General features: G+C 45.4%; 9 protein-coding genes. 4 read left to right on the top strand and 5 right to left on the bottom strand.

From position 1 onward, the window contains the following. Positions 1–41 precede the first annotated feature (41 nt). Positions 42–632: a CHAP domain-containing protein gene (locus ACHBIE_RS02550; RefSeq protein WP_105123019.1), complete on the bottom strand. Its 591-nt coding sequence runs from the start codon at positions 630–632 to the stop codon at positions 42–44. 219 nt (positions 633–851) lie between these two features. On the opposite strand from ACHBIE_RS02550, the gene ACHBIE_RS02545 reads away from it, so the two are divergent. Continuing rightward, the gene (locus ACHBIE_RS02545; RefSeq protein ID WP_105123042.1) at positions 852–1,616 is read left to right on the top strand and encodes an alpha/beta fold hydrolase; all 765 of its coding nucleotides are present in this window, start codon (positions 852–854) and stop codon (positions 1,614–1,616) included. Positions 1,617–1,719: 103 nt separating this feature from the next. After that, a complete protein-coding gene (locus tag ACHBIE_RS02540; RefSeq protein WP_105123020.1) occupies positions 1,720–2,871 on the top strand; it encodes a glycerophosphodiester phosphodiesterase family protein in 1,152 nt (383 codons plus the stop codon). A 99-nt stretch (positions 2,872–2,970) separates the two neighbouring features. On the opposite strand, the gene rpoC is transcribed toward ACHBIE_RS02540, so the two are convergent. The 3 genes from rpoC to pbp1b form a co-directional block, all read right to left on the bottom strand. Then, complete coding sequence (rpoC, locus tag ACHBIE_RS02535) at positions 2,971–6,618, bottom strand: DNA-directed RNA polymerase subunit beta' (protein WP_394732641.1); 3,648 nt, start codon at positions 6,616–6,618, stop codon at positions 2,971–2,973. A 181-nt stretch (positions 6,619–6,799) separates the two neighbouring features. Next, positions 6,800–10,372: a DNA-directed RNA polymerase subunit beta gene (gene rpoB / locus ACHBIE_RS02530; RefSeq protein WP_394732640.1), complete on the bottom strand. Its 3,573-nt coding sequence runs from the start codon at positions 10,370–10,372 to the stop codon at positions 6,800–6,802. A gap of 288 nt (positions 10,373–10,660) precedes the next feature. Then, positions 10,661–13,081: a penicillin-binding protein PBP1B gene (gene pbp1b / locus ACHBIE_RS02525; RefSeq protein WP_394732639.1), complete on the bottom strand. Its 2,421-nt coding sequence runs from the start codon at positions 13,079–13,081 to the stop codon at positions 10,661–10,663. Positions 13,082–13,202: 121 nt separating this feature from the next. On the opposite strand from pbp1b, the gene tyrS reads away from it, so the two are divergent. After that, entirely contained in the window at positions 13,203–14,459 is a 1,257-nt protein-coding gene (gene tyrS / locus ACHBIE_RS02520; RefSeq protein WP_105123024.1) for a tyrosine--tRNA ligase, read from the top strand. 56 nt (positions 14,460–14,515) lie between these two features. Continuing rightward, positions 14,516–14,893, top strand: a complete 378-nt coding sequence (locus ACHBIE_RS02515; RefSeq protein WP_105123025.1) for an HIT family protein — start codon at positions 14,516–14,518, stop codon at positions 14,891–14,893. Positions 14,894–14,919: 26 nt separating this feature from the next. On the opposite strand, the gene ACHBIE_RS02510 is transcribed toward ACHBIE_RS02515, so the two are convergent. Then, positions 14,920–15,129, bottom strand: a complete 210-nt coding sequence (locus ACHBIE_RS02510) for a heavy-metal-associated domain-containing protein (RefSeq protein WP_105123026.1) — start codon at positions 15,127–15,129, stop codon at positions 14,920–14,922. Position 15,130 lies beyond the last annotated feature (1 nt).

The raw sequence follows: 15,130 nt of genomic DNA, 5'->3' as shown, positions 1-15,130 counted from the left end.
GGAAAGCAAAAAGAGGCCAAGACCTCTTTCCTATCCCTTACCTAAGCATCCGCTGGTGGGTAGATATAGCTAACCGTACCTGCCCCGGTAGTCGTCGGGTTAAACCATCCACGGTAGTTTCCAATGGACATATTACCATTAAAATTCGATTCCATCACCTGAATGGTCCCGTCTGCTGCTACGTCTGTCACATAAGCCACATGTCCATAGCCACCATCTGTCCATACGATAACGGCACCTACCTGAGGAGTTGTCCCAACCGTATAGCCCTGAGCCGCAGCACTTGCTGCCCAATCACCTCCATTGCCCCAATAGTTACCTACCCATGGCGCTAGCTCCTTTACACCCCAGGTACATTGGCCGACTGGATAGGTGTTGGCAGTATAATTGGTCGTTACAGCGGAACTATAGGTCGTAGAGGCTGTAGAGACCGTCTCCGAAATGACAGCGCTACTGCTATCAGCCACTCCAAATGATTGGTAGATTGGAGCTGGATGTTCTCCCAGATAGCGCGGACCATAGGAATCAGAGGTATCTGCACTTGCCAAGGATTGTCCCAGCATGGCCATACCTGCAACTAAGCTTGCAGCGATTCCCAATTTCAACTTCTTGTTTGCAAAAAATGTATTCATTTCAATACTTCCTTTCTTCTAGAACCTATATTCCCAAGCGAAGCACATTTATATAAAAAAATAAAGATGCCGAGCTATAAAGGTGGGTTCAGATATTACCCTATCTATCCTAAGGCAGAAAGCTTGAAGAAGACTTAAATAAATATGACAACTGTTACAGCTGACTCACAAGCAGATGACAAACATGTTATAATGGAAAAAATGATTGGAGGAAAGTCTATGAAACATATAATCTTGATTCACGGAACCTGGTGCGATGGGGCTGTCTGGGGAGAATTTGCCACAAAATTAGAAAAAATGGGCATCATTGTTCACACGCCTAGCCTGCGCTACCACGACTTACCCTATGAGCAAGTGATGGAAAAGGTTGGTGCCGTCAGCCTGACCGACTACGCTGATGATTTGGTTGCCCTGGTCGAAAGTCTGGAAGAGCCTCCTCTACTACTAGGGCATTCCCTGGGCTGTCTCTTGGCACAAATGGTCGCCGAGCGCACAGAAATCGCCGGCATGATTCTCATGGGGCCTGCCCCTACTGCCGACATCTTTGCCCTCTATCCAACCATGATTCGTTGTTTCATCCGCCACTTCCTGCGCTGGGGCTTCTGGAAAAAGCCCATGCCACCATACAAGGATGAGTTTTTCACCTATTGCCTCAACATCCAGGACCCTAGTCTCAAGGAGGATATCTTCAAGACCCTGGTTCCTGAATCCGGCAAGGTTTACACTCAGATGGCCTTTCCTTTCTTTGACAAAAGCAGAGCAGGCTATGTGGATTTCAGCAAGATTTCGGGTCCAGTCCTGGTCATCACGGGCAGCGAAGACAAGATGACCGTATCCGCCATCGCCAGAAAAACAGCTCAGAACTACGCCGAATCAGTGCTCGTGTCCCTAACAGGAGCCGACCACATGTACGAATCCGGCAAATTCCAAGACAAAACCCTCTCTGTTATCCGCGCCTGGTTGACCGAGAAGAATTTCATCTGATTCCCCACACCAATTGCGCTTAGGTTTCTCAAAAATATAGTAGATTATTTGACGGTTTTAAAGTATAATAAGCTAGTACGTAAAATCAGAAAGTTCCGCAAGCATGAAGCAATCTATCAAATCAAACATCCGAAAACGAAAAATACAAAGACCCCTATGGAAAAAATTAGCCACTGGACTCCTGGTCCCCCTATTGGCCCTGGGACTTTGGTACTCTGTCAGTCTGGCCAATTACTATCTCCAAGCACATCTGACAGAAAGATTTCCCCAGCATGTACAAGAAATTTACTTCATTCTCTTCGCCCTGCTCTATAGTGGCCTTGTTCTGGTCCTGTCTTTCTCGCTCTGGCTCTGGTGGAAAGTCATTTTTGACGAAAAATTCACCTGGTGGAAACCAGCTTCCTTACTGGTCGTCTGGCTACCCGTCTTTCCAGTCTTCTACCTTGTTAAACAAGAGGCCAGACAGATTATCCCAAAGTCTCCACAGGTCATTTCCCACCGGGCCCTCAACGGTCCTAGCGCAGTTGAAAATAGTCTCGAGGCCTTCCAAATTTCCAGCAAAAGCAAGTTTGACTACATTGAAATTGACATCTGGGAAACAGCAGATTTGGAATATGTGGTCTTTCACGACCCTAATCTATCCGGCTGGACAGGGCTCCACTATCGGCCACACGACCTGCCCTTAAGCACTCTAACCAACATTAGCTTGACCGATCAAGAGGGGCACACAGCCCATATCGCCAGCTTTGATCAGATTCTGACAGAGGCCGAAAAGTCTGGTCAAAAGCTCCTGATTGATTTCAAAACTTCTGAGCTAGACAGTCCACAGATTGTAGAAAACTTTCTAGGAAAATACCAACAGCGGTTAGAGCAAGGCCAGCATCAACTACAAACAGCTGACCAAGAATTTATGAAGAGAGTCCTCAGCCACTCACCTAAATTTGAAACAGTCTTGATTATGAATTCCATCCTTGAGGAGCAATTTCCAGGTCTGACTGGATTCAGCGTCCCTTTGAGCGACCTGTCTCCCGAATTACATGATTACATCAAAGCCTCCAAGAAATTTCTCTATGTCTGGACAGTCAATGATGAAGCTGGCGTGACCCAGGCAGATGATTTAGCGGTTGATGGCATCATTTCAGACTTTCCTGGCAAGACCCAAGACCAACTAAACCACACCTTGGTGTATTCTAAGTACAAGGATTATTATCACAAGCAATTGGAGAACCTTCTCATCTTTCCAAGCTTAAAATAAAGACAGCATAGTAGCAATCAGGTGGATACCATCTGGTTGTTTTTTTTTTGAACAGGCTACACAAAAAGAGAAGACCAAACGGTCCTCCCTTAAAGATTATTATTCAGTTACAGCTTCAAGCTCTGCTTCTGCTGCAAGTTCTTCAGCTACTGTGTCTTCAATGATTTCAACTTCATTAATGGCTTGTGGTTCAAGATTACGGTAGCGGGCCATACCTGTACCTGCTGGGATAATCTTACCGATGATAACGTTCTCTTTAAGACCGAGAAGGTTGTCACGTTTACCACGAATAGCTGCATCTGTAAGAACGCGAGTTGTTTCCTGGAAGGATGCGGCAGACAAGAATGAGTTGGTTTCAAGGGACGCTTTTGTGATACCCATAGGAACTGGACGAGCTGTTGCCGGAATACCACCTGCAATAACCACGTCAGCATTGGCATCTGTAAAGTCTGTGATATCCATGAGGGTACCCATGAGAAGATCTGTGTCACCTGGATCCATGACACGAACTTTACGAAGCATTTGACGAACCATTACCTCGATGTGCTTGTCGCCGATTTCTACACCCTGGCTACGGTAAACTTTTTGAACTTCAGAAAGAAGGTAAGTTTCAACCGCCAAGACATCACGGACTTCGAGCAAGCGTTTTGGTTGGATAGAACCTTCGGTAAGGGCTGCACCACGCGCAACTTGGTCACCCACTTCAACCTTCATACGGGCTGTAAATGGTACCACGTATTCGCCTTCACCAGTTACACCTTTAACAAAGACTTTCTTGGTACGAGTAGAAGCATCTTCTTCAATAGCGATAACTTCCCCTTTGACCTCAGTGATAACCGCTTCCCCTTTTGGATTGCGAGCTTCAAAGATCTCTTGAACACGAGGAAGACCCTGCGTGATATCGCTGTTTGAGGCTACACCACCCGTGTGGAAGGTACGCATTGTAAGCTGTGTACCAGGCTCACCGATAGATTGAGCTGCAATCGTACCAACTGCTTCACCCACTTCAACCGCATCACCTGTTGCCAAGTTGATACCGTAACAATGACGGCAGACACCGTGACGAGTGTTACATGTAAATACGCTACGGATGGTTACTTGTTCAACGCCTGCATTGACAATTTCACGGGCAATATCTTCCGTAATCAATTTGTTTGGACCAATGATAACGGCACCCGTTTCAGGATGTTTAACAGTTTTCTTAGTGTAACGACCTTGCAAACGCTCTTCAAGTGGCTCGATCATTTCCTTGCCATCTGTGATAGAACGGATGTCAAGACCACGGTCTGTTCCACAGTCGTCTTCACGGATGATGACATCTTGGGCAACGTCAACCAAACGACGAGTCAGATAACCTGACTCGGCTGTCTTCAAGGCCGTATCCGTCATACCCTTACGGGCACCGTGAGTTGAGAAGAACATTTCCAATACAGAAAGACCTTCACGGAAGTTAGACAAGATAGGCAATTCCATGATACGTCCGTTCGGAGCTGACATCAGACCACGCATACCGGCCAACTGGGAGAAGTTGGAAATGTTACCACGGGCACCAGAGTCCATCATCATAACGATTGGGTTCTTCGGATCTTGTTTTTCAACCAGACGTTTTTCCAATTTTTCCTTAGCTGAACGCCATTCATCTGTAACAGCTGCATAACGCTCGTCATCCGTAATCATACCACGGCGGAATTGTTTCTTGATTTGTTCTACACGTTCGTGAGATTCTTCAATGATTTCAGCCTTGTTGTCGATAACTGGGATATCGGCAATACCCACTGTCAAACCAGCAAGTGTTGAGTGATAATAACCCAAGTCTTTCAAACGGTCAAGAAGGGCTGATGTTTCAGTTGTACGGAAACGCTTGAAGATTTCAGCGATGATGTTACCGAGATTTTTCTTCTTGAATGGCGGGTTGATTGGCAATTCTGCAATGGCAGCCTTGATATCTGATCCTGGTTCCAAGAAGTATTTATCAGGAGTTCCTTCTGTCAAGTTAGCATTGTTTGGTTCTTGCAAGTAAGGAAGACCTTCTGGCATAATCGCGTTGAACAAGATTTTTCCGACAGTTGTCATCATGACCTTGTGTTTTTGGTTGTCTTTCCAAGGCTTATCAAGGCTATCTGTTGCAATACCAACACGGGTATGCAAGTGAACATAGCCGTTGCGGTAAGCCATAACAGCTTCATCCGCATCCTTGAAGACCATACCTTCACCTTCACGACCAGCATCTTCCATGGTCAAGTAGTAGTTACCCAAGACCATATCCTGAGATGGTGTTACGACTGGTTTACCATCTTTAGGGTTAAGGATGTGTTCTGCCGCAAGCATAAGGATACGTGCTTCTGCTTGTGCTTCTTCTGACAATGGAACGTGAATCGCCATCTGGTCACCGTCAAAGTCGGCGTTGTAGGCTTCACAGACAAGCGGGTGCAAACGAAGGGCTTTACCGTCAATTAGAACTGGCTCAAAAGCCTGGATACCCAAACGGTGAAGGGTAGGTGCGCGGTTCAAAAGAACTGGGTGTTCTTTGATCACTTCTTCCAAGATATCCCAGATACGATCATCACCACGTTCAATCAAACGTTTCGCGGCTTTGACGTTACCAGCAATATCACGGGCAACGATTTCGCGCATGACAAACGGTTTGAAGAGCTCGATTGCCATTTCACGTGGCACACCACATTGGTACATTTTCAGCGTTGGACCAACGGCGATAACGGAACGTCCTGAGAAGTCAACACGCTTACCAAGCAAGTTTTGACGGAAACGTCCTTGCTTACCTTTAAGCATGTGGCTGAGTGATTTAAGTGGACGGCTACCTGGTCCTGTAATTGGACGACCACGGCGACCGTTGTCAATCAAAGCATCCACAGCTTCTTGAAGCATCCGTTTTTCGTTTTGTACAATGATACCTGGAGCGTTCAGTTCCAAGAGACGAGCCAAACGGTTGTTACGGTTGATAACACGGCGGTAGAGTTCGTTCAAGTCAGACGCCGCAAAACGGCCACCATCCAACTGAACCATCGGACGCAAATCTGGTGGAATAACTGGAAGGATATTGAGAATCATCCACTCAGGCTTGTTACCAGATTTATAGAAAGCATCCAATACATCCAAGCGACGAACTGCTTTAATGCGTTTTTGACCAGAAGCTGTTTTCAATTCTTCTTTCAAAGCTGCGATTTCTTTTGGAAGATCAACTTGCTTCAAGAGGTCTTGAATGGCTTCTGCACCCATTTTGGCAACGAATGAACCATAGCCATATTCACGCAAACGCTCACGATATTCACGCTCTGTCATGATAGACTTGTGCTCAAGCGGTGTATCTTTTGGATCGATGACCACATAAGCTGCGAAGTAAATAACTTCTTCAAGCGCACGTGGGCTCATATCCAAGGTCAGGCCCATACGACTTGGAATGCCTTTGAAATACCAAATGTGTGAAATGGGTGCTTTCAACTCAATGTGTCCCATACGTTCACGACGGACTTTTGCACGAGTTACTTCCACACCACAGCGGTCACAAGTGATCCCTTTATAACGGATACGCTTGTATTTACCACATGAACACTCCCAGTCTTTTGTTGGACCAAAGATGACTTCGTCAAAAAGTCCATCACGTTCTGGTTTGAGTGTACGATAGTTGATTGTTTCAGGTTTTTTAACCTCACCGTAAGACCATGAACGAACCTTACTTGGTGAAGCTAACGTGATTTGCATACTTTTAAATCGATTTACGTCAACCACTAATAATCCCTTTCTTTTCTTGTGAGAGGTTGGTTTTCCACACCTCAAATTCTTGAATTATCTACATAAGGTAGGAGGAATAACCATTTCATTACTCTTCCATAAATCAAACGAATAAAGTCAGCCAGTCCTTGTCCTCATTATCACTAGAACAAGGACCAACTTCTTCCATCCAATTGAACTATTCTTTACCTTCTGCTTCTTCTGCTGCAAAGGCTGCGGCTGCGTCAGCTGCGGCTTTTGCACGTGCTTTTTCAAGATCATCTACGTGGATGATGTCATCATCTTCACCTTCATCAAGGTCACGCAATTCTACTTCATTATTGTCTTCATCAAGGACACGCATATCCAAACCAAGTGATTGCAATTCTTTGACAAGAACGCGGAATGATTCTGGAACACCTGGTTTTGGAATTGGTTTACCTTTGGTGATAGCTTCATAGGCTTTAAGACGACCTGTCACATCATCTGACTTGTAAGTCAAGATTTCTTGAAGGACGTTTGAAGCACCGTAGGCTTCAAGGGCCCAAACCTCCATCTCACCGAAACGCTGACCACCAAACTGAGCCTTACCTCCGAGTGGCTGTTGGGTAACGAGTGAGTATGGTCCGACTGAACGGGCGTGAAGCTTATCATCAACCATGTGGTGAAGCTTGATCATGTACATGACACCGACAGACACACGGTTATCAAATGGCTCACCTGTACGTCCATCGTAAAGAATGGTCTTGGCATCTGAATCCATACCTGCTTCTTTAACAGTTGACCAGAGGTCTTCTGAACTTGCACCATCGAAAACTGGTGTTGCAATATGGATACCCAAGTTGCGAGCCGCCATACCCAAGTGAAGTTCCATAACCTGACCGATGTTCATACGTGATGGCACCCCAAGTGGGTTCAACATGATGTCAACTGGCGTTCCGTCTGGAAGATATGGCATATCCTCAACAGGTACAATACGTGAAACGACACCCTTGTTACCGTGACGACCGGCCATCTTATCTCCGACCTTGATCTTACGTTTTTGAGCGATGTAAACACGAACCAACATGTTAACACCTGATTGCAATTCATCACCGTTGGCACGGGTAAAGATTTTCACATCACGAACGACACCATCGGCACCGTGAGGTACACGAAGAGAGGTGTCACGCACTTCACGTGACTTGTCACCGAAGATTGCATGCAAGAGGCGCTCTTCAGCAGAAAGATCTTTTTCACCCTTAGGTGTGACCTTACCAACAAGAATATCGCCTTCTTTAACTTCCGCACCGATACGTATGATACCCATTTCATCCAACTGACGAAGGGCATCCTCACCAACGTTTGGAATTTCGCGTGTGATTTCTTCAGGGCCTAACTTGGTATCGCGGGTTTCTGATTCGTATTCTTCCAAGTGAACAGATGTATAGACATCTTCTTTCACCAGACGCTCAGACATGATAACCGCATCCTCGAAGTTATAACCTTCCCACGTCATGTAGGCAACGATTGGGTTTTGACCGAGGGCCATTTCCCCACGTTCCATAGAAGGACCATCTGCGATAAAGTCGCCTTTTTCAACGACATCGCCTACTTTTACAAGGGTACGTTGGTTATAAGCTGTACCAGAGTTTGAACGGCGGAATTTTTGAATGCTATAAACATCCAAGGAACCATCTTCACGGCGTACTTCTACCTTGTCCGCATCTGCATAAGTTACCTTACCATCATGTTGAGCAATAACTGCCGCACCTGAGTCATGAGCAGCCTGATACTCCATACCAGTACCAACGTAAGGTGCTTTTGGATCAATCAATGGAACAGCCTGACGTTGCATGTTGGCACCCATGAGGGCACGGTTGGAGTCATCGTTTTCCAAGAAAGGAATACATGCTGTCGCAACAGCAACTACCTGTTTCGGTGAAACGTCCATGAAGTCCGCTGAATCTGCTGGGAACTCTTGGTTATTACCTTGGTGACGTCCCATAACGATTTTATCAACGAAACGGTTGTTTTCATCAAGTGGTGATGTTGATTGGGCTACGATGTAGGCATCTTCTTCATCTGCTGTCAACCAAACGATTTCGTTGGTAACAGTACCAGTTGCACGGTCGATCTTGCGGTATGGTGTTTGGATGAAACCATACTTGTTGAGGTGACCATAAGAAGACAAGTTGTTGATCAAACCGATGTTTGGTCCCTCAGGCGTTTCAATCGGACACATACGGCCATAGTGAGTGTAGTGAACATCTCGAACCTCATAACCAGCGCGGTCACGGGTCAAACCACCAGGTCCCAAGGCTGACAAACGGCGTTTGTGAGACAACTCGGAAAGTGGGTTGTGTTGGTCCATGAACTGTGACAACTGAGATGAACCAAAGAATTCTTTGATTGCAGCTGTAACAGGGCGGATATTGATGATTTGTTGTGGCGTCAATACTTCATTGTCTTGAACAGACATACGCTCACGCAAGTTACGTTCCATACGCGTCAAACCGATACGTACTTGGTTGGCAAGCAATTCACCAACGGCACGAATACGACGGTTACCCAAGTGGTCAATATCATCTACACGACCAAGACCTTCAGCCAAGTTGAGGAAGTAGCTCATCTCTGCCAAGATATCCGCAGGTGTTACTGTACGTACGTTTTCCGCCGGATTAGCATTACCAATCACAGTGACTACACGATCTGGATCTTTTGGTGCCACAATCTTGAATTTCTGCAAAAGAACTGGCTCAAGAAGAACAGCGTTGTCATTTGGAATGTATTCAACAAGGTTGAGTTCGTCGAATTGAGCTTCTACTTTTTCAAGCACATCACGGCTCAAGACTGTACCTGCTTCCAAGACGATTTCGCCTGTCTCACCGTTAATCACATGCTCAGCAAGTGTTTGGTTGAGCAAACGAGTACGGAGGTTGAGTTTTTTATTAATCTTGTAACGACCAACAGGTGCTAGGTCGTAACGACGTGGGTCAAAGAAACGAGCTGTCAAAAGGCTACGAGAGCTTTCAGCTGTCTTTGGTTCTCCTGGACGAAGACGCTCATAGATTTCCTTGAGGGCTTCATCTGTACGTGAATCCGCTGGATTTTTATGAATATCTTTCTCAATAGTGTTGCGTACCAATTCGCTATCACCAAAAATATCGAAGATTTCATCATCACCTGAGAAACCAAGAGCACGCACAAGCGTTGTGAACGGAATCTTACGCGTACGGTCGATACGAGTATAGGCAATATCCTTAGAATCAGTTTCCAATTCTAACCAAGCTCCACGGTTAGGGATAACCGTTGAACCATAACCTACTTTACCGTTCTTATCTACCTTGTCATTAAAGTAAACACCCGGTGAACGCACCAACTGAGAAACGATAATCCGCTCTGCACCGTTGATGATGAAGGTACCCATTTCAGTCATGATTGGGAATTCTCCAAAGAAAACTTCCTGGGTCTTGATTTCACCCGTTTCCTTGTTGACCAAGCGGAATGTCACATAGATAGGCGCAGAATAGTTGGCATCGTGCGAACGTGCCTCTTCCAAAGTGTATTTTGGAGTCTTCAATTCGTAGCCGACAAATTCCAATTCCATGGTATCTGTGAAGTTTGATACTGGAAGTACATCTTCAAAGACTTCCTTCAAACCAGAATCCAAGAAATCTTTGAAAGAATCTGTCTGGATTTCGATCAAATTTGGTAAATCAAGAACTTCCTTGATTCTTGAAAAACTACGACGGGTACGGTGCTTACCGTACTGAACTTCATGTCCTGCCAAAAGTTTTCTCCTTTGTAATAAGATACGAGACCGTCAAGCTACTCGCTATCCGGTCGAGTTTTATCTATCGCCAGCCCTAGCGAGCTAGCTTTTGTCCTTTTTCTGAATATTTAGAATCTTTAAGAATACATTACAATTCCTAAAAATCCATCAAATAGACACAAAAAGAGCAGCTAAATCTTCCTTTGAAAAGTGTGATTTAACTGCTGCAAGTCTTGTTTGGACAAGATTTCAAACAAGACAGACGACAAATTATTTATAAAATTATAACACAAGACCGCTTAAAAATCAAGGGTTATCTTCTTCACCAGAGTCCGAGCTTGGTTCGGAATCTCCGTCATTATTATTTGCTGAGGATGATGAGCTCGAACTGCTAGAAGAACCTGTCCTGCTGTTACTGCTTGAGGAGGTCGTCCTACGCTGCTGGTTGCCAAACAAACTATTCCAAGCTGTCTGATAATCAGCCTCTGTTCCACCTAACATAAATCGATAGTTGGTCACCGGCGCCCCATTTTTGGCCCAATAACTAGTCGTAGTAGCACCTGATACGTTAATCGTACGGCCATTGACCTGCACACTACCTGGCCGTTGCCCAGTAGAGGTGACTACATTAGATGCAATCACACTATCATCCAGTGTAAATCGTCCAGAGAATAATTCCGGTGCCACTTGATAGATGGCATTGGACAAATAAGCAACATAGTGAGAATTGCTATTATAGCTTGCAAAAACATCCAAACTTGTATTATCATCATAGCCTGCCCAGGAGCCCAAGGTAACCTGAGGGGTCGAAAGCATGAGCCAAGCATCTCCAGCGTAATTACTCGTACCAGTCTTGCCAGCTATATCTGTATTGGCCAATACTTGAGGGTTGATAGCCCTGATACGGTTTGCATAGGTTGTGGTCAAGCCAGAGGAAATAACCCCCTTGAGCAGGTTCATCATGATACTCGAAGTTGCCTTAGAGTAAACCTGAACAGGTGCCGCCTGGTGCTGGTAAACAACTGTCCCATCAGCCTTCTTGATATTCTCAACCAGATAATGCTTGTTGTAGACGCCGCCGTTTGCCAAGGTTTGATAGGCGTTGGTATTGGTAGCTACAGAAACATCAATCCCTCCTCCGAGAGGCAGACTTTCAATGTCATACATCGGAATGTGGTAGTCCATCTTCTCCATATAGGACTTGACATCCACACCAGACTGTTGCAGCATCTTATAGGTCCAAAAGACAGGTATATTGACCGAGCGATTGAGAGCAGTCTGCAAATCAATCATACCTGAACCTCGGTTATTGACGTTCATGATTTGCTCGCCACTGGAGAAACGAGCTGGGTAATCTGAGAAGATACTAGCCGATCCGATTAGGCCCTGGTCCATAGCAATACCGTAGGCCAAAATAGGCTTAATAGTTGATGCAGGAGAACGAACAGTATCGAAAGCATGATTGTTCTTGTTCTGTGAAAAATCACGGCCACCAACAAAGCCAAGCACTGCACCTGTCTTGTTATCTAGCAAGACCGAACCGGTCTCTACAACTCCGTTTCCTTCATCCAGCAAGTAGCCATTGTCACGCGCTACAGCATTCATGGCATTGTGAATGGCAGGATTGACCGTAGAAGTGACGGTATAGCCCCCTTGGCTAATTTCTTGGGCGGCAAGCTCTCTGTATTCCTGAACGGTCTCATCATTTTTCAGCTTGGCATCTGAAACCTTATCCCGCTCCACCAGATAATCATACATGACGTCAATGGCTTCATCCAGAACAGCATAGTATAGGAAATCCTTGGTATCCTCTGTTACCGGACTAGGAGGAAGGAAGTCCTGGCGAATATCATAATCCTTATAGGTCTCGTACTCTTCCTTGGTCAGAAATTCTGCTCGGTACATATTATAGAGTACATCTTGGTGTCGAGCCAGGCCGTAAGACATATACTCATCCGACTTGAGACTACCGTCTGCCGCATAGGGCGAGTAGACAATGGGACTCTGTGGCAAACCAGCAATAAAGGCCGCCTGAGGAACCGTTAATTCCTTGGTTGATTTTCCGAAAATTCCCCGCGCAGCTTCCTCTACACCGGCAATATTCTTGCCCTGATTATTTCGACCAAAAGGCGAGACATTAAGATAAGTAGTCAAAATATCTTCCTTGGACATGTCCCGCTCCAGAGCCAAGGCTGTGATAATTTCATTGGCCTTACGTGTAAAAGTCGGAGCGTCGCCAACAATCTGCTGCTTAATCAACTGCTGAGTAATAGTCGAACCACCGCTGGAAGAACCAAAACCAACCGAGCCCAGAGCCGCACGCAATACCGCCTTAGGCACAACACCATTGTGGCTCTCAAAGGTGACATCCTCCGTAGCAATCACGGCCTGCTTGATATAGTCAGAAATATCTGCATTTTCAATAGGGCTCCGCAACAAGTCTGAATTGATATCTGCTACAGGAGAACCATCCGAAAAGACAATATGAGAATTTCTACTGATATTGGCGATATTGGACAGCAGCTCTTCCTTACTAGGTGCCTCTACTTGGTCAAATAGGCTAAAGACATAGCCAACTCCAACCCCGGCACCCAGACTGCCCAAGACTAGGAAAATGACCGCCAAATAATCCACCAATAATTTGATGCTTCTTAACATGATACCCAATCCATTGGTCAGGCTAAAAGAAGTCAGCATCCTTTTGAATTTAGAATGTTTCGTCGTCATAGTAACTCCTTATTCCTTTTATTATACCAAACTTTGCCCACTTTCTACAATTTCATGGTATAATAGGGAATAATTTTTATTGGTTAGATGTGATTTCGCATCGACATTTAAGGAGAAACGCATGAACATTTTTGAAGAACTAAAAGCGCGTGGCTTGGTCTTTCAAACGACAGACGAAGAAGCCTTGGTAAAAGCCTTAACAGAAGGGCAGGTTTCTTATTACACAGGCTACGACCCAACAGCTGACAGTTTGCACTTGGGGCACTTGGTTGCTATCTTAACTAGCCGTCGTTTGCAGTTAGCTGGTCACAAGCCTTACGCCCTCGTTGGCGGTGCAACTGGTCTGATTGGCGACCCTTCCTTCAAGGATGCGGAGCGCAGCTTGCAAACCAAGGACACCGTGGACGGTTGGGTGACAAAAATTCAAGGTCAACTCTCTCGCTTCTTGGATTTTGAAAATGGTGACAATAAGGCCGAAATGGTCAACAACTACGACTGGTTCTCAGACATCAGCTTTATTGACTTCCTTCGTGATGTCGGTAAATACTACACAGTCAACTACATGATGAGCAAGGACTCTGTGAAAAAACGGATTGAAACAGGGATTTCCTACACCGAGTTTGCCTACCAAATCATGCAGGGCTATGACTTCTACGAGCTCAATGACAAGCACAATGTGACCCTACAAATCGGTGGTTCTGACCAGTGGGGTAACATGACTGCAGGTACCGAGTTGCTTCGCCGCAAGGCCGACAAGTCTGGTCATGTTATGACTGTACCACTTATCACCGACTCAACAGGTAAGAAATTTGGTAAGTCTGAAGGCAACGCTGTTTGGTTGGATGCCGACAAGACTTCTCCGTATGAAATGTACCAATTCTGGCTCAATGTCATGGACGACGATGCTGTCCGTTTCTTGAAAATCTTTACTTTCTTGTCATTGGATGAGATTGCTGAAATCGAGAAACAATTTGACGCTGCCCGTCATGAACGTCTGGCTCAGAAAATTTTGGCTAAGGAAGTCGTGACATTGGTACACGGTGAAGAGGCTTATAACCAAGCCCTTAACATTACTGAACAATTATTCGCTGGCAATATCAAAAACCTATCCGCAAAAGAACTCAAGCAGGGCCTCAGCAACGTTCCAAACTACGCTGTACAGGCTGAAGACAACCTTAACATCGTTGAACTTCTAGTTACCTCTGGTATTGTCAATTCAAAACGCCAAGCTCGTGAGGATGTGCAAAATGGTGCCATTTATGTCAACGGCGAGCGTGTGCAGAACTTGGAGTATAGCCTTTCTGACAGCGATAAAATTGACGGCGAGTTGACCGTTATCCGCCGCGGGAAGAAAAAATATTCTGTGTTGACGTATTAACATCTCCCAAGGAAATCCTATGTGATTTCCTTTTCTGCTAACCTAGGAGAAAAGACATGACCTGCATTTTTTGCCACCAGCTCAAAGAAGAAGATATTCTCTACCAGACGGAATATTTCAAGGTCGTCTGGGATATTGATCCTGTCCAAACGGGGCATCTACTGATTATCAGCAAAGACCACTATGACACGCTCAGCCAAGTCCCACCTGTTGTTCGCTACGAATTATCGGACTTGGAAGTCTTTTTGACTGAAAAACTCTGTCAGGAATTAGCGATTGACGGTGTGACCATAGCTTGCAATGACCGCTTGTTTGACACTGGTACCCATTTCCATGTCCACCTGATTCCACGCTTTCAATCAGATGGCTTCTGGGACCAGATTTCGCTTGCGCAAGTACAACTAGACCTGACTCACTTTCTTCAAGCGTTATAAAAGCAGCCCAACGGCTGCTTTTTCGCTTATATCAACTCTTCCACTTCATAGATGGTATCGTCCAAGGCCACTTGATAGCCTTCCAAGTCATAGGCCACAGAGGTTTCCACCTCCGCCAACTGCTGATCCAGCTGGATGTGCACCTCTTCCACCCCGTCCAAATCTAAGAGATGATTGGTCACGTGTTTGACACAATTTTGACAAGATAAATTTTTCAATTTCAAAGTTTGCTTCATA

Origin of the sequence: Streptococcus sp. A23, from assembly GCF_043674155.1 — a bacterium.
GTDB classification, from domain to species: domain Bacteria; phylum Bacillota; class Bacilli; order Lactobacillales; family Streptococcaceae; genus Streptococcus; species Streptococcus suis_V.
The sequence above is the reverse complement of the archived record's forward strand: the minus strand, read 5'-3'. Positions and strand labels throughout refer to the sequence as shown.